Source organism: Aeromonas sp. Y289-2 (assembly GCF_027705925.1).
GTDB lineage: Bacteria > Pseudomonadota > Gammaproteobacteria > Enterobacterales > Aeromonadaceae > Aeromonas > Aeromonas veronii.
In genome coordinates, this window is record NZ_JAPDCH010000014.1 from 35,069 (window position 1) to 59,623 (window position 24,555).

The window sequence follows — 24,555 nt, forward strand, 5'->3', positions numbered from 1 at the left end:
GGCAAAAAAGGTAAGTGTGGGCCCCGCAAGCCTCGCGCAACGGCCTGACCCGCTCGTATGATGTGCAGTCAGCGGCAACATTCGACGGGTTGTAAGCCAAGTGCAGGCGAGATAAGGTCGTGTTGGCAGCAAAATTAGGAATAGAGCATGGAAATCAAACAACTCACCCTCGAAAATCTGGGGCGTTTTGAGCGTCTTGCCATCGAGTTTGCCCCCACGGAGCGGGCAAACTCGAATGTGACCGTGCTGATTGGCAACAATGGTGCAGGCAAAACCTCGGTACTCAAATCGTTGGCGACCTCACTCAGCTGGTTTGTTGCCCGTTTGCGCAGCGACAAAGGCAGCGGCAGCCCCATCCCGGAAGAGGTCATCCTCAATGGCGCCAATACCGCGGTGGTCTCTCTTCAACTACACGATCAGCTGAAGGAATACATCTGGTCTCTCACCAAAACTCGCGCCGGTCGCAAGAGCAACGAGCAATCCATATTGACCGACGCTAGCAAACTAGCCGATGAGTATCGAGCACGATTGACAGAGCAGGAAAATGTCAGCTTACCCCTGATCGCCTTCTACCCAGTCGAGCGGGTGGTGCTGGATATTCCGCTAAAGATCAAAGAGAAACATTCATTTCGCCAACTCGATGGTTATGACAATTCGCTGAGTCAAGGAGTCGATTTTCGTCGTTTCTTTGAGTGGTTTCGCGAGCGGGAAGATAGCGAAAACGAGTCGGTAATCCCTACTGAAGTTCTTAATGAACTTCAAGATTTACTCGGTCCTGATCTTTGGCAAAAGTTGCAACAGACACAGGCATCAGCCAGAGATCGTCAGTTGACGGCGGTGCGCACAGCTATTGCCAACTTTATGCCCGGATTTAAAAATCTGAAGGTCCGCCGTAAGCCGCGTCTGCATATGTCCATCGACAAGGAGGGTCAGACCCTCAATGTGTTGCAACTGTCGCAAGGGGAGAAATCCCTGATGGCACTGGTGGGCGATATTGCCCGCCGCCTCGCAATGATGAATCCGGAGCTGGAAAATCCGCTGCACGGCGATGGGGTGGTGCTGATCGACGAGGTGGACATGCACCTGCATCCCCAGTGGGCACGTACTATCATCCAGCGGCTCACTGATACCTTCCCCAACTGTCAGTTTGTGCTGACCACCCACTCCCCCCTGGTGATCAGCGATTGCAAGGATGTACTGGTCTATTCGCTCGATAATGGCGAGTTGACTGAAGTGCCATCCCAATATGGTCAGGATGCCAACTCGGTGCTGCTGGAGGTGATGGATACCGCTATTCGCAATGAGCGGGTGGCGAGCCGACTGAATGACTTACTCGATTTAATTCAAGATCGGCAATTTGATAAGGCCAATGCCCTGCTGGCCGCGCTAAGAGCCGAGCTGCCAGCCAACAACCTGGAGCTGACCAAGGCTAGCCTGCTGCTGCGCAAAGAGGAGCTGCGCCGTGCGCAAGATTTATAAGGGACAAGAACCTGCAAGTCTGGCGGCATTCAAACGTCAAAATCCTCATGCTCGATATCACGACCTACCCAACGATGAAGAGGGTCAGGCAATTCGCCAGCAGATCCGGGAGGCTTGCACTACTGAGCAATTCCATCTCTGCGCCTACTGTTGCCAAGCCATCAGCGGCACCAGTGAAGACACCATGAACGAGCATGTTGAGGCTAGGGATCTCGCCCCTAAGCGCACCATGGATTTCAGCAATCTGGTAGCCAGTTGCAAAACACCGAAACAGTGCGATGCCGCCCATGGCTCGCAGCCTCTGCCGTTGACCCCGCTGATGCCTGAGTGCGAAACCGAGTTGCGCTTTAAATGGAGTGGTCGGGTTGAGGGGTTGACGGAAAGAGCCAAAGAGGCGATCCGGGTACTCAATCTGGGTGATACGGAGCAAAGCAACAAGGTGCTGGTTGCCAAGCGCAAACAGCTGGTGGATAGCCTGATTTGGACCCACTATGGCGATGATCAGCAGGCACTGGCGCTGGAAGATGATGCACAATTGCTGACAATGCTGATCGAAGATCTGAGCCAGCCCAAACAAGGCAAGCTGGAGCCCTTCGCACCTGTACTGGTGAACATACTGCGCAGTCAGCTCTAGCGATTGCGTGCCTGCCCGGGTGACTCGGGAGCCACAACCTCGGTACACCTCGTGCGCTTTTCTCCGGCAGCAGACCGCGAGGATAGGCGCATCTCCTCCCCTCTGATAATCTGCCGTGGCCACGGTAGCCAACTATCCCGTTTTCATTTGGAGTTTTCATGTCACTGACCAAGAGTAAAACCTCGGCCAAGCGAAAAAAAGCCGAGCCGCGCCACGAGAGTCCGGCCCTTGCCTATTTTCATCGCCAGTGGCAGGCCATCGAAAAGCTGCAGGCCAAGCTGGCCAAACAGGAGCAAGAGGGGGCGGATATCTATCAGCGCTTTGTCAGCGACATTGAGCCTCTGGAGCGTGAGCAGTGTGGGCTGATTTTTCAGCTTTGCCAGCGGCTGGCCGGTTTCACCGCCCGCAAAAGTTTTACCCAGTGGCAGCGCGAGATGCTCCATGGCTGGATTGATGAATTGATGGGGTATCTTGAATCCAACCCGTTTCGGGGGGAGCTGGATCTGGAGTCACTCTATATGGCGGTGCAAGCGGGCAGCGTCAGCCAGCTCGATGATGATCAGCTCGAGGCGAGCTGCGATTTTATCACTGACATGCTGCAAGAGGCGTTTGGCGAGAGCCCCGATGATATCGAGCTGCTGCGCGAGATGGTCAGAAATCCCGAGAAGCTGCGCGACTATATGCAAGCCCAGGCCCAAAAACAGGGCGGTGATGAGCATGAGTGGGACGACGACGCGCCGGACTGTGGCGATGACCCCTTTGCCAATGACGAGGCTTTCGCACGTTGGCAGGATCATCATGACATGGCCGATCCGGATGAGGTTGCCAGGGTTGAGCAACTGCTCGATAACTCAAGCCTTAAGCAGCTCTATCGCAAGCTGGCTATGACGCTGCACCCGGATCGGGAGCAAGACCCGGTCAAGCGTGAAGAGAAGAGCCGCCTGATGGGCGAGCTCAGCCATGCGTGGGAAACGCGGGATATGTTTACTCTGTTGCACCTGGCTCACACCCATCTGCCCGAGGCAGACAAGCTGCTGAGTGAAGAGAATCTGGTGGCCATCAATCCGGCGCTCTGGCAGAAAAAACGTGAGCTCGAGATCTGCTTTTATAGTGGCCCGGAGGGAGTGCAAGGGGTTATCTTGCACAAGTTTAAACAGCGCTCGAAGAAGAAGACCGATCTCGCGTTCGAGGAGCATCAGCACTATCTACAGCGGGATATCAAGCAGTTGCATGGACAACTGGCGACCATCACCACCCTTGCAACCCTCAAACCCTATCTGGCCGAGCGCTGGGACGCACGTCAGCACGCCATCTGGGATGAAGAGCCGGACTTTGATGAGATCTTCTTTCGATAACACTTTTTTCGAAAACACATTTTTTGAAAACACCTATTTCGAAAACAAGAGAGAGCCAATGGCTCTCTCTTGTTTTGGGTAGCTTGAAGGATGTCGTTGCAATGAGACATCCAGATGAGTGCTATCGAGGCGCTGGACAGCCAAGGGCGCATGGAACACCAGCACAAGCTGACTGACCGAGTGAAAGGTGTTAGCGCCTTATTTATTCTCGGCCTGATACTGCACACCGCTCGCCGACATGGTAATGGCCGGTAGCTTTTGACGAACCGCCTCCCAAAAGCTGCTCTTGCGTTTGTGCTGCTGATAAAGCTGATTCAGATACTCCTGTGGCGAACAGAGAGGTCTCTCTCCATCCTCTTGTTCTACCTTTAAGGCCGCCTGATAATCCAGGCTCTTTTTCAGATCCGAGGCTGCCCCCGTGTAGTAGGTGCTCTTGCCCTGATTAACGACATTGGCCACCAATTGACGACGTAGCCGCACTGCCACCACGATAAATCCCTGCTGATAGAGGCGGCTCGACCAGGTTCGTACGGTTGAACCAGCAAGGAGTGAGAGATCCTCCTGCAAGTCTGCATCTGTACATTGCTCAAGCCGTTGTGCCAGTTGTGGCCATGCATCAACCTCCTCCAACAGCAACAAGACCTCGCGTAGCCCCCATGATTCGGCAATGGCAACAAACTGGCCTAATGCTACTTCTCTAGGCTCATCTCCACTTTGGCAATAACTCGCAAAAAACGAGTTTGCCCGTGTGCTAGCAAACGCGCGTAATGCCTGAGCATGAGCGTCAGCTCGGCGTCCCTCTTCCAGATAGGCCCGGATCAACACTTGATGCCACAGGTTCAATTGGCGGTGGCGCTGCAACAGAGCCGAGTCCATTGCCTCTAATACCGCGATGGCTTGATCGGCGCGTAATTCGTCGGTCAGCAGTCTGGCATAGTCAATCTGCTGACGGGGGTGGCTAAAGAGACCAGCCTGTTGCACCGAGTCAAAGAATGCAATATCACGCAACTCAAAGCTCAACCCCAACGCCTCTGGCAATAGACCTGCCGCCGCATAGTTATCGCGCAAGGCTCGCATCACTGGGGAGCCGAGCACATCACGGTAATCAAACAGGCAAGTAATGCTGATCGATGGATCAATGTCTGACAATCCGTCACGTAATCGACGAGCCAGCACCTCTGGGGGGACAGACTCTCGTTGAGCAGCGATCGCCATCAACCACTGTTCGACCAGCGCAAGATGGTAGTCCTCCCAGCTGCCACTGGATGTATCCATCTTTTCATACAAGGCTCTGGCATTCGCCAGCAACTCGAGGGCGAAGAGTTCTCCCTCCCTTGGAGAGGCGACGATCCCCTTGGCCAGCAACGGAATAAACTGATTTTGCAAGGTATCGAAGAAGGCATCCACCTCCTTATAATCCCAGGAAGGGGGGCGACGAGTGAGCTTGCTATACTCTTTTTTTGCCAATGCCAATAAGGCATCCTCAGCAGTAAGGTACTGGTTAATCAGGTGCTTTTTTGCGAGGGGAAGATGCGTTGCCAGGTCAAGCACGATAGCCAACAGCTCGGCTTGGCTTTTGCTTTCCAGTTTACTCAATTGCGCTTTGGTTAATATTCGTGCCATCAGCTGAACTACCCATTATCAGGTCTATCTAATCGAACATTGTGCCTGAGACCGATATAGATGCCTATCCATTGGAGCGACATCCCCCGGATGACAGAGACCATAAAGAACACATGGTTAAGAAACCATGTCTACGTCGCTGGAGGCGCTCAGCAATGAACACCTGCAAGAGCAAGCCACCAAGGCCCGATTTGCTGCTCGTATCCTTCATGCCCACTTTCTGGCACAACGTAGCGAACACCAGTGGTGGTACCCATCAAGATTGGCCGCAACGAGCCGTGTCCCTTTGGCTGCGGCTAGAAGTACAAGCAGTGCTGTTTGCACTGACCAACAACATAGATAGCAAGAGAGGGCCATTGGCCCTCTCTTGCATTAGGCAACATGGGGAGGATAGGTACAGTTATGTGGTCAACGCTGTTCATCAGGCTAGTCCGAGTTGAGTCGTCGACAATGATAACTAGTCTTGTAGGTGTGGGTTCAAATGTGGGTTCAAAACGAAAAAGGCACTATCAATAAAATGATGGTGCCTTTATTTTCAATAGCTTAGCTGTTATGGCTTAGTTCATGCCGTAACGCTTGAGCTTCTTGCGCAGGGTGCCACGGTTGATACCCATCATCACGGCAGCGCGAGTCTGGTTACCACGGGTGTACTGCATGATCACGTCCAGCATCGGCGCTTCGACTTCGGAGAGAACCATATCGTACAGATCAATCACTTCCTGACCGTTCAACTGGGCCAGGTAGTTACGCAGGGCCTGTTGCACAGAGTCACGCAGGGGGCGCTGGGTCGGCTCGGCAGCGTGATTGTGAGTAGTTGTTACCAATGCATCAGAAGTCAGGGTTTGTTCGAACATATTCGGTCGGCTCTTTAGTTATCTTGTTAACCTAATCCATCGAAATACGCTTCGAGTGCCTCAAGTTGCGCGTCTGCGCAATCCAGGGCATTGAAGTGCTTACGGAATTCTCGGCCCGTCTCTTCTTCATCCAGATACCAGCCCACGTGTTTACGGGCTATGCGCGCTCCCAGATATGCACCATAAAACCGGTGCAGGTTGGTTACATGCTCGTTCATCAGGGTGCGAACCTCTTCCCTCTCGGGAGGCGGCAGCTTGGTGCCCGTCTCAAGAAAATGACGGATTTCCCGGAAAATCCAGGGTCGTCCTTGCGCAGCTCGGCCGATCATCACGGCGTCAACGCCGGTATAGTCGAGGACATACCGGGCTTTCTCCGGGCTGTTGATGTCACCATTGGCGACAACAGGAATCGATACGGCCTGCTTAATCGCCCTGATCGTGTCGTACTCCGCTTCGCCCTTGTAGAGGCAGGCACGGGTACGACCATGCACGGCAAGGGCCGCGATACCGCAATCTTCGGCGATTCGGGCGATCTCCACGCCATTGCGGTTATCCGGATCCCATCCTGTGCGGATCTTCAAGGTGACAGGCACCTCCACTGCATCCACCACGGCCCGGCAAATTGCTTTGACCTGATCGGGGGCACGCAGCAGGGCAGAACCTGCCAACTTCTTATTCACTTTTTTTGCCGGACATCCCATGTTGATGTCGACGATCTGTGCGCCCTGCTCCACGTTGTAGCGGGCAGCAAACGCCATCATCTCGGGGTCGGCTCCGGCAATCTGGACCGATCGCAATCCGCCTTCTGCAGAGTGATCCATCCTCATCCGGGTTTTCTGGGTATCCCAGACATCCGGGTTGGCCAGCAGCATCTCGGAAACGGCCATGCCAGCCCCCAATCGCAAACAAAGTTCACGGAATGGTCGGTCAGTTACACCGGCCATGGGAGCCACAATCAAGGGAGTTTCAAGCGTGTGGGGACCTATCTGCATTCCACGGTTACCATCGGCTTAGGGCGGCGTATATTACGCATTTTTTAGGCAGGAGAAAAGGTTAGTATTTGAGCGTCAGCCATTTTTTTCTGAAAAAAACGTCGCGCCAAGGCTTGCAAATTCTGGAGTTATTGAAAAACGGCCAGATTGCCGGAGAGTGAGCGCTGTACCATTCGGGTCGGACGCCTGCATAATTGTCAGTCCACTCGCAGGCCCGCTTTGCGTTATGATAGCGGGCTTAAGTCGAGCAAATGCTCCAAACATTTATGCAACAAAAGCGGATTGGGGATCTATGACGTCAAGGTTCATTAAATCACTCTGGCCGTGTCTGATGGGGGCCGTGCTGGGGTCGGCGCAGGCGCAAACCATCAGTTTTGGCGAAGCCTGGACCCGGGTCATCCAGCAGGATGAAGGGCTGGCTGCCGAGCAGGCCGGGGTCGATCGGGCCAAGCAGCTGCGCGAGGCGGCCAAGGATATGTATCTGCCCAAGGTGGATCTGGGGGCCAGCTATACCCATCTTGATCAGCCGATTGAACTTGATGCCCTCGATCTCAATCCGCTGGCCAAGCAGAAAGATCTGATCCTGGCGCTCGGCAGCCTGTTCGGGGTCGGGGCCAACGCATTTGTCACGCCCCTGACCAAACAGAATGTGGTGACCAGCTCGGTCAAGATGCTCTGGCCGTTGTTTGCCGGTGGTCGCATCGATGCGGCGCAGGATATCCGCCAGGCGCAGGTGAGCGAGGCGCAGCAGCTGCTGGTGCTCAAGCAGCAATCCACCTTCGAGAGCCTCTCCCAGACCTATTTCGGCGTGGTGCTGGCTGCTCAGGTGGTGCAGACCAAACAGGAGATCGAAGAGGGGCTGGCCCACCATCTGGATCACGCCAAGAAGCTCGAAGCGCAGGGCCAGATCGCCAGGGTGGAGCGCCTCTCCGCCCAGTCGGCCTATGACAGAGCGCGCATCGATACCCAGAAGGCGCGCCGCAGCCTCGAGATCGCCGAGCTGGCCCTCGGCCGCATGCTGAAGTTGCCAAATGCCCAGCCGGGCAGCGGCCTGTTCGTCAACAAGGAGCTGCCGCGCCTTGAGGGGTTGGTGAGCCAGACCCTGGAGGTGCATCCCGGTCTCAAGCTGCTCACTGCCAAGAAGGAGCAGGCCAAGGGGCTGATCCGGGTCGAGCAGGGCAAATATGCCCCCGAGGTGTTCCTGTTCGGCAACTACAACCTCTATGAAGATGATTCACTCGCCTCCAAGACAGCGCCGGACTGGCTGGTGGGGGTGGGGGTCAGCATGCCGCTGGTGAGTCGCGATGGCCGCTCCGAGACGGTGCAGGCCGCCAAGAGTGCTGAGTTGCAGGTCAATCTGCTGCAGGCCAAGACCCGTCAGGATCTGGAGTTGCTCGTTGAGAAGACCTGGCGCGAAGCAGCGCAGGGGCTGGAGGAGTATCAATCCCTCTCTTCCACCCAGGCGTTGGCAGAGGAGAACGTGCTGCTGCGGGACAAGGCCTTCGGGCAGGGACTCTCTACCTCCCTTGATGTGGTGGATGCCCAGAACCAGCTGGCGGGGGTGAAGACTCAGCGCGCAGCGGCGGCCTATCAATATGTGGTGTCGCTGGCCCGCCTGCTGGCGCTCTCCGGCCAGATGAACAGTTTCAATCAATATCAGCATGGTCAGGTGATCGAGGTGAACTCATGATCCCGGTCCTGTCTGTTCCTTTTTTCATGTCTTTTCCGACCGTCAAGGGTCGCCCGTTTGTCGAGGTGAAGTGATGAGCCATCCCCCCATCAAAAAGAAGATGAGCCAGGGTAAACCGCTGTTGTTGCCGCTGGCGCTGGTGATCCTGGTGGTGTGGCTCGGCTGGCGCTTCTGGCTGGCCTATCAGCCGGAGCCGGTGCATCTGCAAGGGCAGATTGAAGCGCAGCAGTACTCGGTCTCCTCCAAGGTGCCGGGGCGCATCGACGAAGTGTTGGTCAAAAAGGGTGATCAGCTGACCAAGGATCAGCTGGTCTTTACCCTGGCGAGCCCCGAGATTGAAGCCAAGCTGAGCCAGGCCAAGGCCGGTGAGGCCGCAGCGGGGGCGCTGGCGCAAGAGGCAGAGAAAGGGGCCCGAGCCCAACAGATCGCTGCCGCCAAGGATCAGTGGCAAAAAGCCAAGGCTGCCGCCCAGCTGCGTGGCAAGACCTATGAGCGGGTTGCCAGCCTGCACCGCGACGGCGTAATGCCGCTGCAAAAACGCGACGAGGCCTGGACTGCCTGGCAAGCCGCCCGCTACAGCGAAGGGATGGCGTGGCAACAGTACCAGATGGCGTTGGAAGGGGCGCGGGAAGAGACCAAGATCGCCGCCCGCGAGAAGGCCAAGATGGCGGCGGGTTCGGTTGCTGAGGTAGAGGCCTATCTGGCCGATACCCGCATCACCAGCCCCCACAATGGTGAAGTGAGTCAGGTGTTGCTGCGCAGCGGCGAGCTGGCGCCCCAAGGATTCCCTGTCGTGACCCTGCTCGACATGAGCGATGCCTGGGCCCAGTTCCACGTGCGCGAAGATCTGCTGCCCCGCTTCCCGGTCGGTACCGAGTTTGATGCCCGCATCCCGGGCCTTGGCGACCAGACCGTGCGCTTCAAGGTGACCCATGTGGCCGTGATGGGGGATTTCGCCACCTGGCGTGCTACCGATACCCGTCAGGGTTTCGATATGAAGAGCTTCCAGGTGGAGGCTCGCCCGCTGCAACCGGTTGAGGGGCTGCGGGTTGGCATGAGTGTGCTGGTTGAACTCTGATGGGACGTGAATTTCGGCTGCTGTGGCAGGATCCCTTCAGTCGTGCCCTGATGAGCTGGGTGCCGCTGCTGCTGATGGGGATCCTCTGCTGGATCTTCTCGGCAGGATTGGCCCGCGACCTCAAGGTAGGGCTGGTGGATCTCGACCACAGCGTGCTGTCGCGCCAGCTCGCTTTCTCGCTGGATGGCTCGGCCGGGCTCAAGGTCGCGCAACAGTTCGACTCCATCGATGCCGGGGCGCACGCCCTGCGCGGTGGCGACATCTATGCGCTGGTGGTGATCCCCAACCATCTGGAGCGGGATGCCCGTCAGGGCACCCAGCCGCAGGTGACGGTGTTCAACAACGGCCAGTTCATCCTGATCGCCAAGCTGGTCAACTCGGCGCTGGCGCAGGTGGTCGGGACTCTCAATGGTCAGGTGGGCGTGCTGGAGGCGATGGCTGATGGCAAGGCGCTGCCCGGCGCACTCGGGCAGTCGGTGCCTATCAGCAGTCAGGTGACGGCGCTCTATAACCTCAACTCCAGCTACGCCCAGTTTCTGTTGAGTGCCATTTTGCCTGCGGTGTGGCAGATCCTGGTGGTGCTGTTCGGCCTCAATGCGCTGGCCCGTAATGATCGGCTGGGGCTGGACTGGACCACTCGCGGTGTCTGGTTTGGTCTCTGGCGCACCCTGCTGCCCCACGTGCTGATTGGCTGGGGCTGGGGGATTGTCTGGACGCTGCTGCTGTTCAAGGGCTTCTCTTACCCCATGCACGGCAGCTGGCTGGTGCTGGTGGTGGGTCTGGGGCTCGCCTCGGCCGCCTGCGTTACCATGGGGGCCTTCTTTTACGGCATCATTCGGGATCCGGCCCGCGCCCTCTCGCTGGCGGGGGCTTACACGGCGCCCGGTTTTGCCTTTATGGGGGTCACCTTTCCGGTGAGCGCCATGGGGGATTTCGCCCGCTTCTGGCGCAGCCTGTTGCCGGTCTCTCACTATGTGGAGCTGCAGATTGGTCAGAGCAACTACGGTCTGCCGCTCGCATCCGCCCTGCCGCAACTGGGGGCGCTGCTGCTGTTTCTGCTTCCCTTGCTGCTGGTGGTGCGCCGTTACAAGCAGCAGGCCGAACTGGCCCGTCAATCAGCCGCAGTGGCAGTCGCCGAAAAGGAGCCTGAGTGATGCTGGGATTTGTCGATCTGTTGCGCCTAGAGCTGCGCACCCTGCTGGCGGATCGCGCCATCATGCTGACCCTGTTTGGCGGGGTGATCTTCTACTCGTTTCTCTATCCCCAGCCCTATCTGCATCAGCTGCCGCGGGAAGAGGCGGTGGTGGTGGTCAACGAGGATGGCAGTCAGTTGTCCCGTCAGCTGGAGTTTATGGCCGATGCCACGCCGCAGGTGAAGCTGGTTGCGCGGGCCAATTCGCTGGCCGAGGCGCGTCAGCTGATGATGGCCGGGGAGGCGAGCGGGATCCTGCATATCCCCAACCACTTTTATCGGGACCTGATGCTGGGCAAGAGCGTCACCCTGAGCTATGCCGGTGATGCCTCCTACTTTCTGGTCTACGGCACCATTGCCGAAGGGCTGGCGCAGGCCGGTGGCACTCTCGCCGCGCAGGTGAAGGTGGCGCGGCTGTTGAGCCACGGCGAGGCGCTGCCACAAGCGGCCATAGGCTGGAATGCGGTGGCCCTCAACGTGGTACCGGTGTTCAACCCCACCATGGGTTATGTCAATTACGTGGTGCCGGCGGTGTTCGTGCTGATCCTCCATCAGGTGTTGCTGATGGGGGCTGGGATCCTGGGGGCGACCCAGAACCAGCGCAGCTGCCGCGGCGAGCATGGTTACTGGCAAAGCGCGCCGGTGTTGCCGCTGCTGCTGGCCAGAACCCTGGTGCTGGCGGGGTTGTTCCTGCTGCCGGTGAGCTACTTCCTCGGCTTCTGCTTCGATCACTACAACATCGCCCGTCATGCCGATCCGCTGGAGTTGTGGCTGTTCGCCCTGCCGTTCCTGCTGGCGACCTGCTGGTTTGGCGTGGTGCTCGGTGCGATCTTTACCCGGCGTGATCTGCCCACTCAGGTGGTGCTCATCTCCTCCCTGCCACTGGTCTTTCTGGCGGGCTTTATCTGGCCGCTCGAGCTGATCCCGGCGCCTCTCAACTGGCTGGCTCAGTGGGTGCCCACTATCCCCGCCATCGAGGGTTTTCTGCGCCTTAACCAGATGGGGGCCGACTTTGCGCAGGTCTCCCGCTACTGGTGGCAGCTGTGGGGTCTGGCGCTGCTTTACGGTGTGCTGGCCTGCCTGTTGCTGCGTTGGCGGCAGCAGTCACTGCCGGTGGCCAGTCAGCCGGTCGTACAGAGTGAGACGACCGCCGGTTAAGTGGGATGGTGCAAGCGCCCGTGAGATGGTGTGTGCGGTAAAGCGAAAACGGTCAGCCCTTGGGCTGACCGTTTTGTTATGTGGTGGGGTTAAGCGGTTTTACTGCTGCTTTAGCCGCGCTGGAGCGTGGGATCCCCGATGGCGTAGATCTGCCCCACCGCTGTCTCATCCGCCAGCAGGCGCAGCCCTTGGGCGGCCACATCGGCGCGGCGCACCAGTCCGTGTACCTCCTTGCCCTGACTCAGCTCGGCGCGGCCGGTGGCGTCGCCATCCTGCAGGCCCGCCGGGCGCAGAATGGTCCACACGAGGGAGCTGGTCTGCAGCCAGCTCTCCGCCAGACTCTTGAGACGTACCTCGTGACCGAAGGCGGCGCGCGCCCGCTCCGGCAGATACTGCCAGCTGTCACCACAGCCGAGGGAGGTGACCAGCAGCAGTCGTTTCAGGCCTGCCTGCTCCACGGCATCGATCACATGACGGTTGCCCTGATAGTCCACCGGCGCGGCCTGACGGAAGCTGCCGAGGGTAGAGACGACCTGTGCATCTTGCCCTGCCCGGGCACATGCCTGCTGCACTGCCGCTGAGTCCAGCGCATCCCCCTCGATCACCTCAACTCCCAGCGCACTCAGTTCCATGGCCATCTCGGGGCTGCGCACCAGCGCAACGACCCGGTGACCCTGGCTCAGGGCGTGATGAGTAAAGGCGCGGCCCAGCCCGCGGCTGGCTCCGAAAATCAGTGTGGTTGGCATAGATGAGCTCCCTTGGCAAAAGGGGCTAGCCTAGTGGCTTGTTCGCCTGCTGTAAATGAGAGTTGTTTCTATTTGTGAGCTGGCAGGGAGGAGAGAGTGCGAGCTGCCAGCGACTCGCACTCTTTGAGAGGGGATCAGCCGCTGTAGTTGCCGATGCTGGGGCGACGGCTTGGACCGCTCAGGTGGATATCCACCGGATTGAACGCCTTGATCGCTTCATAGCTGAAATCACCGATCGCCTGATGCAGGCTCTGAGGCGTGTGGTTGGTGATGATGATGACGCTCTTTGACAGGTTGCGACGGCGGCGCAGCAGGTGGCCGAGGAAGCTGGACTGACTCTCCGCCATTTTGGCGCGGTTGGCCGATACCTCATCGATGATCAGCAGATCCACCTCTTCCAGCGCGCGGCGGTACTGGTTGCGCTCGTCCTGATCGGGGATCACGTTGAAGAACAGCCGATCGACGATGGAGGCCCACTGCTGGAAGATCACCGATTTCTGGTGACGGGCGATCAGCTCATGCGCTACCGCCCCCGCGAGGGTCGACTTGCCGGTGCCGTAGTCGCCGTAGATCAGCATGCAGCCGCCACCGCTCTTCTCCCAGTGCTCGAAGCCGCTGATAAAGTAACGGGCTGTTTCGATGGGGTATTGCAGCGCCGGGTCACCTGCATCCATCTTGTCAAATACCCAGTCAGGGTTGAGGTCGGCCTGGGCGATCAGCTTCTGGATCCGCTCCTGACGGGCTGCCTTCTGCAGCTCGCGCACCTCGGCGTTGGCCTTGGCGTCATACTCCTTGCGCAGGGTCTCGTAGTCATACTGGCCGCCACCGGTCTCTTGTTGCAGGCGACGAATGCGCTCCAGAAGGCCACCCACATGGCGGCTTAATTCCGGGTCGTGAATACGGTGATCCTGCTTGGCCTTGGCGATCTTCTGGCGCTTGGCTTCGATCTCTTCCAGCTCCTGGCGCAGGGGATCTTGCGGGTCAGTCATGGAATGCTCCTTCTGCTCGATCAGGGATGGGTAGACAAGGGGTTGATTCTGCCTGCAGGCGGGGGCCGCTATCAATCATTATCCGGCTCCTGCTGCGCTGCGGGTTCTTGCGTCTGCTGTTGGGCCAGTCGCTTGGCCTCTTCAATCATCTGCTGTGCCCGTTTGCTGGGGCCCGACTCTGCCGGGGCCGGCGTCACCTGCTGGTAGCCCTGCACCTCCATCGGTTTGCGACGGGTATAGCGGCGGGTCTTGAGGGCGCGAATAAACTTGAGCATCCATTGATGCTGGGAGTCGAACACCTCGGGGCGCCCCAGCCAGTAGGCGATAAACTCCCCCAGATCCTCTTCGCTGTAGCTGGCATCGATCACTCCGCACAGACGGGCGAGGGCGGGCAGCTCTTCGTCCGGGCGCCACTGCAGATGCATCTGGAAGGGGCGTTCCGGCAGCGGGCTGCGCAACTTCTGGGTCAGCAATGGCAATTGGAACGGGCACTGATGGTAGTGCTCACTCTCGGGCTGAGCCTCGACCTGCAGCAGGCCCGCCTCCATCAGTTCATCGAACAGCTCGGTGAGCTGGCGGGCATTGACCTGAAACGAGAAGCCGCAGGGATCACCCGGATCGACCACCGCCAGCGCCCGACCCAGCTCGGGATAGTTGAGCCGGGCCGCCTGATTTTCCAGCACCAGTCGGCGCAGCTGCAGGGTATAGAGACTGCGAGCCGGATGGGACAATCTTGGGTGGGCAAGGGCGCTGTATTCGGCTGGGGTCATGGTCTTCTTCACGAGCTGGAGTGGGGGGCATTATCCCTTATGGCGCCCACTTGCACAATTCGGATGGCGGTCGTAGTCGCGGGGCCTCCCGAGCGAATAGAGCTACGCGGACGGATGGGGTTCTCTTGATGCCATCGTATGATCGAGGTCTACTTTTGACGCAGGGTTTCCGCGCTGACAGCACTTTTGAGCTAGTCTTAATACCTAAATAACCAATTGACTAATAAGAGCTTTATCAAGATGTCAAAAGCCGGGCTACGGATCCTGGTGGTGGAGGACGAGGCTGTTTTTCGCCACTCGTTAGTAAGTTACCTCGCACGGGACGGGGCAACGGTGTTTCAGGCCGAAGATGGTATTGAGGGGTTATCGGCGGCGGCCCTCTACCATCCCGATGTGGTGTTGTGCGATCTCAATATGCCCAATATGGATGGCCACGAGGTGATCGCCTGCCTCTCTGCGCGCTATCCCCATATCCCAGTGATCGTTATTTCGGCCCAGAGCACCATGGAGGCAGTCGCCAGCGCCTTGCGTGCCGGTGCGCGGGACTATCTGCTCAAACCCCTCGAGGATTATGCGCTGGTCGAGCGCAGCATTGAACAGTGTCTCAACGGCAGCGTCAACCGGGCGCAGCAGTTGGAGCTTATGGATCATATCGACTATTTCAGTGCCCATGACAAGGCGGCCAGCCGCCTGCTGGCGGGGCTCAAGCCGCCGGGCTTGCAGGAGTGGGGCCCCTGGCAGGTCACGTTCAAGGGGCTGGGGCAGCTGTTTATTCCAGATACCTTCAAGGTGGAAGACAAGCTGCTGGTGCTGGTGATGGAGCTGCCCATCATGGGTACGGATGCGGCATTTTGTGGTGCGCTGGTGCGATCCTTGATGAACGTCCCCTACCGCCAGTTTCAGCAGAACGAGAGCCGGTTGCTGAGCCAGCCGCACCGGTTGCTCGACTACCTCAACCATCAGTTGATGGCGTCCGGGCTTCGTCACTCTTTTGCCATGGCGGCGCTGCTGTTTGATCAGCATGATGGGTTGGTGTTTGCCAACGCAGGGCTCACCTCTCCCCACTGGCTGATGCGCTCCGGCGGCCTACCCCTTGGTCTGATGCGCAGCAGCCACTACGCCCTGCACAAACGCAGCTGGCATGAACCGTTCGCTCTGCAGTTTCGCAGCGACAGCGGCGGCTCGCTGGATGTGCAGGTTCGTCATCACTGATGCCGCATGACAATAAGCTAAAACAAACAGGGCGCCGATGGGCGCCCTGTTTGTTGTTTACAATCCTGACCGTTTAGACGGTGGCGGAGTGCAGTTTCTTCTCTTGAGCTTGCGGCTCTTTGGCTGGGCCTTCGGCACCGTGCATCCAGTAGACCAGGCGGTTGGCCATGGTCAGCAGGATCAGGGCGCTCAGTATCGCAGCCAGGGCGATGCCACCGAAGATGGCGATCGGACCGGCTTCACCTACGAAGGAGCCGATAAAGCCCGCAGCGTAGTTGGCCAGGGCAACGAAGCCAAACCAGGCACCCATCATCAGGGAAGCCAGACGCAGCGGAGCCAGTTTGGTCACCATGGAGAGGCCGATCGGGGAGAGGCAGAGCTCGCCCAGGGTGTGGAACAGGTACGCGCCAACCAGCCAGAACATGGAGGTCTTGACGGTGTTGTCACCACCCTGCTGCAGCACGGCACCGACCATGAACAGGAAGCCGATAGCCAGGAACAGCAGACCCATGGCGAATTTCACCGGAGAGTTCGGCTCTTTCTTGCCGAGCTTGATCCAGATGGCCGCAACGACCGGTGCCAGAGTGATGATGAAGAAGGGGTTCAGGGACTGGAACCAGGCGGTCGGCACTTCGAAGCTGCCGATCATGCGGTCGGTATACTCCTGGGTGTATAGGTTCATCAGACCACCGGCCTGTTCGAAACCGGCCCAGAAGATGATGGTGAACAGACCCAGTACCAGAATAACCTTGATGCGATCCACTTCCTGCTTGGTCAGCGGTGCTTTTTGCTCGGTAGTACGCAGGGCGGCTGCGCGCTGGGCGGCAGTGACGCGACCGATGTCACCCAGGAAACGCTGGGCCATGGTGGCCTGGATCACCAGAGAGAGCAGCATACCGATACCGGCGCCGACGAAGGCTGCTTGCCAGCCGTAGGCCGTAGCGGCAGCACCACAGATCACGCCTGCCAGCAGGGAACCCAGGTTGATACCCATGTAGAAGATGGTGAAAGCACCATCACGGCGGTGATCGCCCTCTTCATAGAGGTCACCCACCATGGTGGAGATGTTCGGTTTGAACAGGCCGTTACCCACGATCAGCAGCGCGAGGCCCGCGTAGAACATGGTGTTGACCATATCCGGGAACATGGCGTGGGGCAGTGCCAGAGTGAACTGACCTGCGGCCATCAGCACGGCACCGATCAGGATGGCGCGACGTTGACCCAGGAAGGTGTCAGCCAGCCAGCCGCCGATCAGCGGAGTGATATAAACCAGACCGGTATAGATACCGTAGAGTTTGAGGGCATCTGCCTGACTCCAGCCCAGACCGCCGTTGGCAGTCAGGTCGGTCAGATAGAGCACCAGTACGGCACGCATGCCGTAATAGGAGAATCTCTCCCACAGTTCGGTACTAAAGAGCAAAAAAAGCCCTTTAGGGTGACCTAAAAAGGTCCCTTTTGACGGGTTATTCATTGGAACTTCCACCTGTGTCTTATATTTTTTTGAGTTTTTTATGCAAGGGCGAGAAACACGCCTCAATCCTTATAGAGCATGTGTGAATAAATTACAACATTATGATTTGCTGAGAGTTTATTTACTCTTGATTGATTTTTTGTTGCAAAAATGAAAAAGGAGCATCATTTGATGCCCCTTAAATACGTCTATAAAAAACAGATTTATCAGCGATTACAACTGCTTGACGAACTGCTTCAGCCAGCTGATAAATTCGCCGTTCAGCTCGTGATGGCGCACACCATATTCCACATTGGCTTTCATGTAGCCCAGCTTGCTGCCGCAATCGTGGCTCTTGCCCTTCATGAAGTAGGCGTTGACCTGCTCCTGTTCCATCAGCATGGCGATGGCGTCAGTCAGCTGGATCTCGTCACCGGCACCGGCCGGGGTCTTCTCCAGCAGCGGCCAGATATTGGAGGAGAGGACGTAACGACCCACCACCGCCAGATTGGAGGGGGCTTCGTCACGGGGCGGCTTCTCGACAATGGCCTGCATCGGCAGGGACATCCCCTCGCTCAGGGCCTCGCCCTTGATGTCGGCGATGCCGTACTTGTCCACTTCGCTCTCGGGAACCGCTTCCACCATGATCTGGCTGATCTGGTTCTCTTCGAACATGTGCACCATCTCGGCCAGGTTGTCTTTTTTCGGGTCGCTGGCCACTTCATCAATCAGTACATCAGGCAGCAGCACGGCAAACGGGTTGTCACCGATCAGCGGACGGGCGCACAACACCGCGTGGCCCAGACCTTTGGCCTCACCCTGACGGACGTGCATGATAGTGACGTCTTTCGGGCAGATCTGTTGCACCTCTTCCAGCAGCTGACGCTTGACCCGCTTCTCTAGGGTCGCTTCCAGTTCGAAACTCTTGTCGAAGTGGTTTTCGATGGAGTTCTTGCTCGAGTGGGTGACCAGCACGATCTCCTTGATCCCGGCGGCGATGGCTTCGCGCACTACGTACTGGATCAGCGGTTTGTCGACCACCGGCAGCATCTCTTTCGGGATGGCCTTGGTGGCTGGCAGCATACGGGTACCCAGACCGGCTACCGGGAGCACGGCCTTGCGAACTGTCAGAGGAGTCTTTTTCATGGAAAACTATCCAGCGGGATTAAAGTGCGGCCATGATACTCCAAGAAAAATGGGGCAGCCACAGGCTACCCCATTCGTATATGCAGAGCTCGGACGTTATTTGACGATGATCATGTCACGGTTGGCTTCCAGCGTGGCCGGGCCAATGCCATTGACATCCGCCAGCTGATCGACCGAGGTGAACTTTCCCTGTTTTTCCCGATAGTCGACGATGGCTTGTGCCTTCTTGTCGCCAATCCCTTTCAGGCTGGTGAGTTCGGCAAGGGTGGCCGTATTGATATTCAGCTTGCCGGACTCCTTGGCGGCCTCGGCTGTGGTTGTTTGCTTGGGCGTGGCCTTATCTGCGGCCAACACGGGTTGGCTGAACAGGGGCAAGCAGGCTAACAGCATGATTGCAGAGAGCTTCTTCATCAGCATTTCCATTCCTCCATGATGTGGATATTGCCGAGTGGCACATTGATGAATAGCGTATCGAACGGGTCTTTTTCACTGCTATTTCTAACAGGTCAAATCCTCATGCCGATGGCGAAATATTTGCTATAAGCGCTTCGCTATGAATGCCCTCATATATCCAACCGTATGATCTTGAATCTATTTTAGATGCATCTTAAAGGTGGCGATTACGCTTTCCCGCAGCGCTACGCTCGAGACATTTCTGGCACATCACATGGCATTGTTCTGTGCAACACTGCGCTGATGGCATGTTTCACTGGTCTTCAAAAGAGAACCAATAAAAAAGGCTGCTCACCTGGGGTGAGCAGCCTTTGTGATCGGTTTTTTCAGACAGGCACTGATTAGGCTTGTTCGTCAGCCTGGGCAGCCTGGATACCGGTCAGGGCGATGGTGTAGACGATGTCGTCAACCAGGGCGCCACGGGAGAGGTCGTTGACCGGCTTGCGCATGCCTTGCAGCATCGGGCCGATGGAGACCAGGTCAGCGGAACGCTGCACCGCTTTGTAAGTGGTGTTACCGGTATTCAGGTCCGGGAAGACGAATACGGTGGCTTTACCAGCAACCGGTGAGTTCGGTGCCTTGGACTTGGCCACGTTCTCCATGATGGCCGCGTCGTACTGCAGGGGGCCGTCGATGATGAGGTCGGGGCGCTTGGCCTTGGCCAGCTCGGTCGCTTCACGCACTTTCTCTACATCGGCACCGGCGCCAGAGGTACCGGTGGAGTAGGAGATCATGGCTACGCGCGGCTCGATGCCGAAAGCGGCAGCGGAGTCGGCGGACTGGATGGCGATCTCGGCCAGCTGCTCGGCAGTCGGATCCGGGTTGATCGCGCAGTCACCGTAGACCAGCACCTGGTCAGGCAGCAGCATGAAGAAGATGGAGGAGATCAGGGAAGAGCCCGGAGCTGTCTTGATGATCTGCATCGGCGGACGGATGGTGTTGGCAGTGGTGTGCACCGCGCCGGATACCAGGCCGTCAACTTCATTGCGCTCCAGCATCATGGTACCCAGTACCACGTTGTCTTCCAGCTGCTCGCGGGCAACCACTTCGGTCATGCCCTTGTTCTTGCGCAGCTCGACCAGACGCGGCACATAGCGCTCGCGCACAACGGCCGGATCGATGATCTCGACGCGATCGGTCAGAACTACACCCTGCTGTTCGGCAACGCGACGGATTTCTTCCGGGTTACCCAGCAGTACCGGACGGGCAATGCCACGCTCGGCACAGATGGCGGCAGCCTTGATGGTGCGCGGCTCGTCGCCTTCCGGCAGCACGACACGCTTGTTGGCCTGACGGGCCAGCTCGGTCAGCTGATAACGGAACGCCGGCGGGCTCAGGCGACGGGAACGGGTAGAGCTGACGGTCAGCGACTCGATCCAGTGCTTGTCGATGTGGCCAGCGACGTAGTCCTGTACCAGTTCGATACGCTCGCGGTCATCTTCCGGAATATCGACGTTGAAGTTCTGCAGGCTGACGGCGGTCTGCCAGGTGTTGGTACCGGTCATCATGATCGGCAGGCCGGTGGCCATGGCCTGTTGGCACAGAGCCATTACCTGCGGCTCCGGATGATAGTTGCCGGTCAGCAGCAGGGCGCCCAGCTTGACGCCGTTCATGGCGGAGAGGCAGGCAGATACTATAACGTCGGAGCGGTCGCCGGAGGTCACCAGCAGGCTGCCCGGACGGAAGTGCTCAACCATGTTGTGGATGGAGCGGGCACAGAAGGTCACGGTCTGCAGGCGGCGGCTGTCCAGCTCGCCCTTGTGCAGGATCTTGGCGGCCAGATGCTTGGCGAGATCCTTGGCGCGCGGGGCGATCAGCTGGGTGTTCCAGGGGATGCAACCCAGGATGCGCAGCGGGCTCTTGCCGAACACTTGCAGCACTTCCAGGTTGTGAGCTGCGTCAGAAGCGTGGTGATGGGCTTCGAACATCTCGGTCAGGTCAGGGCGGGTTACGCCATGCTCGTCAACCGGCGCGCCAACCTTGTTGATCACGCAGCCAACGATACGGGGGTTGTTGACACCACCGAAGTTGGAGCAAGCCAGTTCGATGCGCTCTTTCAGCTTCTGGCTGGAGTCATGGCCCGGATGGGTCACGAATACCATGTCAGCATCCAGCGCCTTGGCGACGTCGTAGTTCAGCTTGTTGGCAAAGGGCTGCTTGTCGGTCGGCACCATACCTTCGACAACCAGCACTTCGGCACCACTGGATTTCACGTGCTCTTCGAAGCGGGCAACGATCTCTTCCAGCAGGATATCGGTGTTGCTGGAGCTGATCATGTTCTCGGCGTAGGAGAGGGTGAAGGGCTCGGGCGGATTGATGTTGGCAGCAGCGCGGATAACGGCGGTTGAGCGCTCGGCACCGGTTTCACCCGGACGCGGCTGGGCAACCGGTTTGAAGAAGCTGACATTGACACCGTGACGCTCCATGGCGCGAACAACGCCCAGACTCACGGAAGTTACGCCGACACCAGTGCCGACCGGGATAAGCATAATAGTGCGTGCCACTTTATACCCCTTGTTCATTTTTTGGGATCAGGAAAAGGCCGCCCTGTGGGCGGCCTCGAGTTACTGCGTCAATTAAGCGCCGACCAGTTCCAGCGCGTCGTGGGCGATAACCCACTCTTCGTTGGTCGGGATAACCAAGGCCTTGGTAGAACCAGCCTTGGTGATCTCGCCACCCTTGCCGAAACGAGCCTTCAGGTTGGCGTCGTGATCAACGTCAAAGCCCAGCAGACCCAGCTTGTTCAGGGTGATTTCACGGATCGGGGCGGAGTTTTCACCGATACCACCGGTGAAAACAACGGCGTCCAGACGACCGTCCATGGCGGCAGCGTAGGCGCCGATGTACTTGGCCAGGCGATAGCAGTAAACGTCCATAGCACGCTTGGCTTCTTCTTTGCTGTCGTAGTTGTCTTCAACAAAACGGCAGTCGGAGGTCACTTCGGTCAGACCCTGCAGGCCGGACTCTTTGGTCAGCATGGTGTTGATATCGGCCACGCTCATGCCCAGCTTGTCGTGCAGGAAGAAGATGATGGCCGGATCCAGATCACCGGAACGGGTACCCATCACCAGACCTTCCAGCGGAGTCAGGCCCATGGAGGTATCAACAGATTTGCCGTTCTTGATGGCGCAGACGGAACCGCCGTTGCCCAGGTGGCAGTTGATGATGTTCAGCTCTTCAACCGGCTTGTTCAGCTGCTTGGCAGCTTCCAGGCTGATGTAGTAGTGGCTGGTGCCGTGAGCGCCGTAGCGACGGATGCCGTTCTCTTTGTAGAGCTTGTACGGCAGGGCGTACAGGAAGGCTTCTTCCGGCATGGTCTGGTGGAACGCGGTATCGAATACGGCCACGTTCTTGTCAGCCAGCGCCGGGAATACGCGGCGAGCTTCACGGATACCGATCAGGTGAGCCGGGTTGTGCAGCGGTGCGTACGGAACAGCAGCTTCGATGCCGGCAATCACGTCTTCGCAGATGACAACGGAAGAGGTGAAGCGCTCGCCACCGTGAACAACACGGTGACCGATGGCGATCAGGTTCTTGGACAGTTCCGGATTGAGCGGCAGGATCTTGTTGACGATGAAGTCCAGCGCTTCCTGGTGAGCGGCACCCGCGCCCAGATCGGCACTGCCTTTCTCGCCATTCAGTTTCCACTTGATGCGGGCGTCGTCGAGGTTGAAGCACTCGGCCAGGCCGGACAGCAGGTCATCACCGGTGGTTGCGTCAATGACGGCAAACTTCAGGGAAGAGCTGCCACAGTTAAGAACAAGAACCAGCTTACTCATGAATAAATCCTATCGCAGATTGGGTTGTGTAGGCGGATGCGTTGGACGCGGTGCGGCCAAAAACTTTCAACTTATCCTTATGAGGGTTGGCAATCTGTTGCTTGCCCCTTGTATAGTGATACAAGACCCGAAATCCAGACGTCCCTGACAGGTCAATAGCAACAAGCTTTTGACGCAAAAATGGGCGTACAAAGGATAACCCGATTGTTGAAAAATAACAAAGTCATCCTCAACCTTTGTTACTTCGCATCAAATTTTGTCGAGGTTTTGCCGTTAGTACGTTCAAAAAGCGCTCGGAGGTAGTATGAGCATGAACATTTTTGGAACTAAGTTACAGCAAGGCCGCCATTATATGACGCTTTGGCCGCGCCGTCCCGAGCTCAATTCGATGTTTCCTGAAAATCGGGTGATCAAGGCGACCGAGTTCGCCCTCAAGGTGATCCCCGCGCTGGCGGTGCTGAGCGTGATGCTGCAGTTCCAGTTTGGCGAGCTGCACTACTGGCCTTCCGTCATCACTTCCGTGCTGTTCCTGCTCAGTTTGCCGCTGCAGGGTTACTACTGGCTCGGCCAGCGTGCCGACACCCGCTTGCCCCCGTCGCTGGCGAGCTGGTATCGGGAGATCAACGGCAAGATGAACGAGCAGGGTGGTCGTCGTCAGCTGGTGTCTCAGCCGCGCTATGAAGAGCTGGCCGATACCCTCAAGGCCGCCTTCCAGCAGCTCGATAAATCCTTTCTCTATGAATAACCCGTTTCAGATGCAAAAAGGCGCCAGTGGCGCCTTTTTTGTTGCGGTTGGTGTGCGGATCAGGCCGCCAGTACCTTGCGGATCTCCTGGATGGAGAGCTTGTACTGACGGGGGCACTGACGCCATACAGTCAGCATCCGTTGGTACTTGTCGCGCATGGCGATGTCGCTGGAGAGCTCGTCGCACGGGCACTTGAGCTCGGGGAAGCGCTTGTCCACCTCCAGCAGGAAGCAGACGTAGTCAGCCAGCTCACGCTCCTGGCTGCGGCTGTAGCCGTTGAACTCCAGCCGACTGGCGTTGATCTCGCCCTGATCGGCGGCATCCAGATTGCCCCATGAGATGGCCAGTGCGTGGTGCAGCTCCAGGGTGTCGATCACCTCCTGGCAGGTCGCCAGATCCAGATGGCCGAAGCTCTTCTCCAGCTCAAGGATTTGCAGGCAATAGCCGCGCTCGATGATGGTGCTGGCGCGCTGGTAGACGTCCGCTTTCTCCGGGTTGAGTTTCGCCAGAATTTCGTACTGGTTGCTCAGGATCAAACGCTCAGTGTTGCTCATGTTCATGGGATATCTCGCTGGAAGATGATTCTGGGGTCACGTTAACCCATATATAAAATGAATTTTTTGATCTGGGCGGGGGAGTTGGTGAGAAAAATCCGCTGGCAAGGGGCGGCTGGCCAGACAAAAAAAGGCCTGCATGGCAGGCCTTTCAATAACGCAGGGGAGGATTATCCCTTGAGGAAATCCAGTACCACCTGATGGTGATCGCTGGTTTTGAACTTGTCGAAGTGGTGGGCAATCTTGCCCTCTTCGTCGATCAGGAAGCTCTGGCGGTGAATGCCGTCATACTCCTTGCCCATGAACTTCTTCGGGCCCCAGACGCCAAAGGCATCGGCGACGGCGTGGTCCTCATCGGCCAGCAGAGTGAAGTTGAGCTGGTCCCGCTCTTCGAACTTTTTCAGCCGTTTGGCCGGGTCCGGGCTGATGCCAAGCACCACCACATTGAGGGCGGCCAGCTCGGCGTTCACATCGCGCAGGCTGCAGGCCTGGGTGGTGCAGCCGGGGGTCATCGCCTTGGGGTAGAAATAGACCAGCACCTTCTTGCCGCGCAGGCCAGCGAGGCTGACCTGATTGCCATTCTGGTCGGGCAGGGAGAAATCGGGGGCGGGGCTGCCAGCGTGTAGTGGTTGCATGGGGTCTCCTCGGGTAAAACG

General features: G+C 58.0%; 22 protein-coding genes. 9 read left to right on the forward strand and 13 right to left on the reverse strand.

The window, feature by feature from the left end:
- Window positions 1–147: 147 nt before the first annotated feature.
- From OKC43_RS17670 to OKC43_RS17680, 3 genes are all read left to right on the forward strand, one after another.
- A complete protein-coding gene (locus tag OKC43_RS17670) occupies window positions 148–1,479 on the forward strand; it encodes an AAA family ATPase (RefSeq protein WP_201973401.1) in 1,332 nt (443 codons plus the stop codon).
- Window positions 1,463–2,113, forward strand: a complete 651-nt coding sequence (locus OKC43_RS17675; RefSeq protein ID WP_042649078.1) for a hypothetical protein — start codon at window positions 1,463–1,465, stop codon at window positions 2,111–2,113. The genes OKC43_RS17670 and OKC43_RS17675 overlap by 17 nt, the downstream gene beginning before the upstream one ends.
- A gap of 158 nt (window positions 2,114–2,271) precedes the next feature.
- Window positions 2,272–3,468 (forward strand): J domain-containing protein, encoded by a 1,197-nt coding sequence (locus OKC43_RS17680; RefSeq protein ID WP_042649079.1) that lies wholly within the window; start codon window positions 2,272–2,274, stop codon window positions 3,466–3,468.
- A 198-nt stretch (window positions 3,469–3,666) separates the two neighbouring features.
- Here OKC43_RS17680 and OKC43_RS17685 read toward each other — a convergent pair whose 3' ends face one another.
- The 3 genes from OKC43_RS17685 to dusB all read right to left on the reverse strand — a co-directional run bounded on the left by OKC43_RS17685 (window position 3,667) and on the right by dusB (window position 6,937).
- Window positions 3,667–5,091, reverse strand: a complete 1,425-nt coding sequence (locus tag OKC43_RS17685) for a hypothetical protein (protein WP_042649080.1) — start codon at window positions 5,089–5,091, stop codon at window positions 3,667–3,669.
- 557 nt (window positions 5,092–5,648) lie between these two features.
- Window positions 5,649–5,945: a DNA-binding transcriptional regulator Fis gene (fis, locus tag OKC43_RS17690; protein ID WP_005309538.1), complete on the reverse strand. Its 297-nt coding sequence runs from the start codon at window positions 5,943–5,945 to the stop codon at window positions 5,649–5,651.
- Window positions 5,946–5,971: 26 nt separating this feature from the next.
- Complete coding sequence (gene dusB, locus OKC43_RS17695; RefSeq protein WP_019445016.1) at window positions 5,972–6,937, reverse strand: tRNA dihydrouridine synthase DusB; 966 nt, start codon at window positions 6,935–6,937, stop codon at window positions 5,972–5,974.
- Window positions 6,938–7,229: 292 nt separating this feature from the next.
- Here dusB and OKC43_RS17700 point away from each other — a divergent pair, with 292 nt between their 5' ends.
- The 4 genes from OKC43_RS17700 to OKC43_RS17715 all read left to right on the forward strand — a co-directional run bounded on the left by OKC43_RS17700 (window position 7,230) and on the right by OKC43_RS17715 (window position 12,055).
- On the forward strand, window positions 7,230–8,627 hold the full coding sequence (locus tag OKC43_RS17700; RefSeq protein ID WP_042052508.1) for a TolC family protein: 1,398 nt from the start codon (window positions 7,230–7,232) through the stop codon (window positions 8,625–8,627).
- 73 nt (window positions 8,628–8,700) lie between these two features.
- Window positions 8,701–9,705: an HlyD family secretion protein gene (locus tag OKC43_RS17705; RefSeq protein WP_005349194.1), complete on the forward strand. Its 1,005-nt coding sequence runs from the start codon at window positions 8,701–8,703 to the stop codon at window positions 9,703–9,705.
- On the forward strand, window positions 9,705–10,859 hold the full coding sequence (locus OKC43_RS17710; protein ID WP_236271645.1) for an ABC transporter permease: 1,155 nt from the start codon (window positions 9,705–9,707) through the stop codon (window positions 10,857–10,859). The genes OKC43_RS17705 and OKC43_RS17710 overlap by 1 nt, the downstream gene beginning before the upstream one ends.
- Window positions 10,859–12,055, forward strand: a complete 1,197-nt coding sequence (locus OKC43_RS17715) for an ABC transporter permease (RefSeq protein ID WP_236271646.1) — start codon at window positions 10,859–10,861, stop codon at window positions 12,053–12,055. The genes OKC43_RS17710 and OKC43_RS17715 overlap by 1 nt, the downstream gene beginning before the upstream one ends.
- A 110-nt stretch (window positions 12,056–12,165) precedes the next feature.
- Here OKC43_RS17715 and OKC43_RS17720 read toward each other — a convergent pair whose 3' ends face one another.
- The 3 genes from OKC43_RS17720 to OKC43_RS17730 all read right to left on the reverse strand — a co-directional run bounded on the left by OKC43_RS17720 (window position 12,166) and on the right by OKC43_RS17730 (window position 14,560).
- Window positions 12,166–12,801 carry an SDR family oxidoreductase gene (locus OKC43_RS17720; protein ID WP_236271647.1) on the reverse strand — a complete coding sequence of 212 codons (636 nt, stop codon included), beginning with the start codon at window positions 12,799–12,801 and terminating at the stop codon, window positions 12,166–12,168.
- A 134-nt stretch (window positions 12,802–12,935) separates the two neighbouring features.
- Window positions 12,936–13,790 (reverse strand): DnaA ATPase domain-containing protein, encoded by an 855-nt coding sequence (locus OKC43_RS17725; protein ID WP_069555874.1) that lies wholly within the window; start codon window positions 13,788–13,790, stop codon window positions 12,936–12,938.
- Window positions 13,791–13,861: 71 nt separating this feature from the next.
- Window positions 13,862–14,560: a DnaT-like ssDNA-binding domain-containing protein gene (locus OKC43_RS17730; RefSeq protein ID WP_005349201.1), complete on the reverse strand. Its 699-nt coding sequence runs from the start codon at window positions 14,558–14,560 to the stop codon at window positions 13,862–13,864.
- Window positions 14,561–14,800: 240 nt separating this feature from the next.
- Here OKC43_RS17730 and OKC43_RS17735 point away from each other — a divergent pair, with 240 nt between their 5' ends.
- A complete protein-coding gene (locus OKC43_RS17735; RefSeq protein ID WP_021231964.1) occupies window positions 14,801–15,772 on the forward strand; it encodes a response regulator in 972 nt (323 codons plus the stop codon).
- Window positions 15,773–15,845: 73 nt separating this feature from the next.
- Here the strand turns inward: OKC43_RS17735 and OKC43_RS17740 are convergent, their stop codons facing one another.
- The 5 genes from OKC43_RS17740 to OKC43_RS17760 form a co-directional block, all read right to left on the reverse strand.
- Complete coding sequence (locus OKC43_RS17740; protein ID WP_005339123.1) at window positions 15,846–17,243, reverse strand: peptide MFS transporter; 1,398 nt, start codon at window positions 17,241–17,243, stop codon at window positions 15,846–15,848.
- A gap of 213 nt (window positions 17,244–17,456) precedes the next feature.
- Window positions 17,457–18,368: a UTP--glucose-1-phosphate uridylyltransferase GalU gene (gene galU / locus OKC43_RS17745; protein ID WP_164537659.1), complete on the reverse strand. Its 912-nt coding sequence runs from the start codon at window positions 18,366–18,368 to the stop codon at window positions 17,457–17,459.
- 96 nt (window positions 18,369–18,464) lie between these two features.
- A complete protein-coding gene (locus tag OKC43_RS17750) occupies window positions 18,465–18,785 on the reverse strand; it encodes a ComEA family DNA-binding protein (protein WP_213387408.1) in 321 nt (106 codons plus the stop codon).
- 377 nt (window positions 18,786–19,162) lie between these two features.
- The gene (gene pta / locus OKC43_RS17755; RefSeq protein ID WP_005339119.1) at window positions 19,163–21,343 is read right to left on the reverse strand and encodes a phosphate acetyltransferase; all 2,181 of its coding nucleotides are present in this window, start codon (window positions 21,341–21,343) and stop codon (window positions 19,163–19,165) included.
- A 54-nt stretch (window positions 21,344–21,397) separates the two neighbouring features.
- Window positions 21,398–22,600 (reverse strand): acetate kinase, encoded by a 1,203-nt coding sequence (locus OKC43_RS17760; protein WP_005349210.1) that lies wholly within the window; start codon window positions 22,598–22,600, stop codon window positions 21,398–21,400.
- Between the two features lie 304 nt (window positions 22,601–22,904).
- Here OKC43_RS17760 and yfbV point away from each other — a divergent pair, with 304 nt between their 5' ends.
- Window positions 22,905–23,345 (forward strand): terminus macrodomain insulation protein YfbV, encoded by a 441-nt coding sequence (gene yfbV / locus OKC43_RS17765; protein ID WP_005339116.1) that lies wholly within the window; start codon window positions 22,905–22,907, stop codon window positions 23,343–23,345.
- A gap of 59 nt (window positions 23,346–23,404) precedes the next feature.
- Here the strand turns inward: yfbV and OKC43_RS17770 are convergent, their stop codons facing one another.
- Window positions 23,405–23,905 carry a YfbU family protein gene (locus OKC43_RS17770; protein WP_019446223.1) on the reverse strand — a complete coding sequence of 167 codons (501 nt, stop codon included), beginning with the start codon at window positions 23,903–23,905 and terminating at the stop codon, window positions 23,405–23,407.
- 164 nt (window positions 23,906–24,069) lie between these two features.
- Window positions 24,070–24,534 carry a thioredoxin-dependent thiol peroxidase gene (gene bcp, locus OKC43_RS17775; RefSeq protein WP_149153567.1) on the reverse strand — a complete coding sequence of 155 codons (465 nt, stop codon included), beginning with the start codon at window positions 24,532–24,534 and terminating at the stop codon, window positions 24,070–24,072.
- Between the last annotated feature and the right edge of the window lie 21 nt (window positions 24,535–24,555).

Bases quoted from the DNA above. Each gene is read 5' to 3' on its own strand.
- galU (WP_164537659.1), bottom strand. From the start codon at position 18,368: ATGAAAAAGACTCCTCTGACAGTTCGCAAGGCCGTGCTCCCGGTAGCC.
- OKC43_RS17685 (WP_042649080.1), bottom strand. From the start codon at position 5,091: ATGGCACGAATATTAACCAAAGCGCAATTGAGTAAACTGGAAAGCAAA.
- OKC43_RS17710 (WP_236271645.1), top strand. From the start codon at position 9,705: ATGGGACGTGAATTTCGGCTGCTGTGGCAGGATCCCTTCAGTCGTGCC.
- OKC43_RS17735 (WP_021231964.1), top strand. From the start codon at position 14,801: ATGTCAAAAGCCGGGCTACGGATCCTGGTGGTGGAGGACGAGGCTGTT.
- OKC43_RS17750 (WP_213387408.1), bottom strand. From the start codon at position 18,785: ATGCTGATGAAGAAGCTCTCTGCAATCATGCTGTTAGCCTGCTTGCCC.
- OKC43_RS17705 (WP_005349194.1), top strand. From the start codon at position 8,701: ATGAGCCATCCCCCCATCAAAAAGAAGATGAGCCAGGGTAAACCGCTG.
- yfbV (WP_005339116.1), top strand. From the start codon at position 22,905: ATGAGCATGAACATTTTTGGAACTAAGTTACAGCAAGGCCGCCATTAT.
- OKC43_RS17715 (WP_236271646.1), top strand. From the start codon at position 10,859: ATGCTGGGATTTGTCGATCTGTTGCGCCTAGAGCTGCGCACCCTGCTG.
- OKC43_RS17740 (WP_005339123.1), bottom strand. From the start codon at position 17,243: ATGAATAACCCGTCAAAAGGGACCTTTTTAGGTCACCCTAAAGGGCTT.
- pta (WP_005339119.1), bottom strand. From the start codon at position 21,343: ATGAACAAGGGGTATAAAGTGGCACGCACTATTATGCTTATCCCGGTC.
- bcp (WP_149153567.1), bottom strand. From the start codon at position 24,534: ATGCAACCACTACACGCTGGCAGCCCCGCCCCCGATTTCTCCCTGCCC.
- OKC43_RS17730 (WP_005349201.1), bottom strand. From the start codon at position 14,560: ATGACCCCAGCCGAATACAGCGCCCTTGCCCACCCAAGATTGTCCCAT.
- OKC43_RS17670 (WP_201973401.1), top strand. From the start codon at position 148: ATGGAAATCAAACAACTCACCCTCGAAAATCTGGGGCGTTTTGAGCGT.
- OKC43_RS17770 (WP_019446223.1), bottom strand. From the start codon at position 23,905: ATGAACATGAGCAACACTGAGCGTTTGATCCTGAGCAACCAGTACGAA.
- fis (WP_005309538.1), bottom strand. From the start codon at position 5,945: ATGTTCGAACAAACCCTGACTTCTGATGCATTGGTAACAACTACTCAC.
- OKC43_RS17680 (WP_042649079.1), top strand. From the start codon at position 2,272: ATGTCACTGACCAAGAGTAAAACCTCGGCCAAGCGAAAAAAAGCCGAG.
- dusB (WP_019445016.1), bottom strand. From the start codon at position 6,937: ATGCAGATAGGTCCCCACACGCTTGAAACTCCCTTGATTGTGGCTCCC.
- OKC43_RS17720 (WP_236271647.1), bottom strand. From the start codon at position 12,801: ATGCCAACCACACTGATTTTCGGAGCCAGCCGCGGGCTGGGCCGCGCC.
- OKC43_RS17760 (WP_005349210.1), bottom strand. From the start codon at position 22,600: ATGAGTAAGCTGGTTCTTGTTCTTAACTGTGGCAGCTCTTCCCTGAAG.
- OKC43_RS17725 (WP_069555874.1), bottom strand. From the start codon at position 13,790: ATGACTGACCCGCAAGATCCCCTGCGCCAGGAGCTGGAAGAGATCGAA.
- OKC43_RS17700 (WP_042052508.1), top strand. From the start codon at position 7,230: ATGACGTCAAGGTTCATTAAATCACTCTGGCCGTGTCTGATGGGGGCC.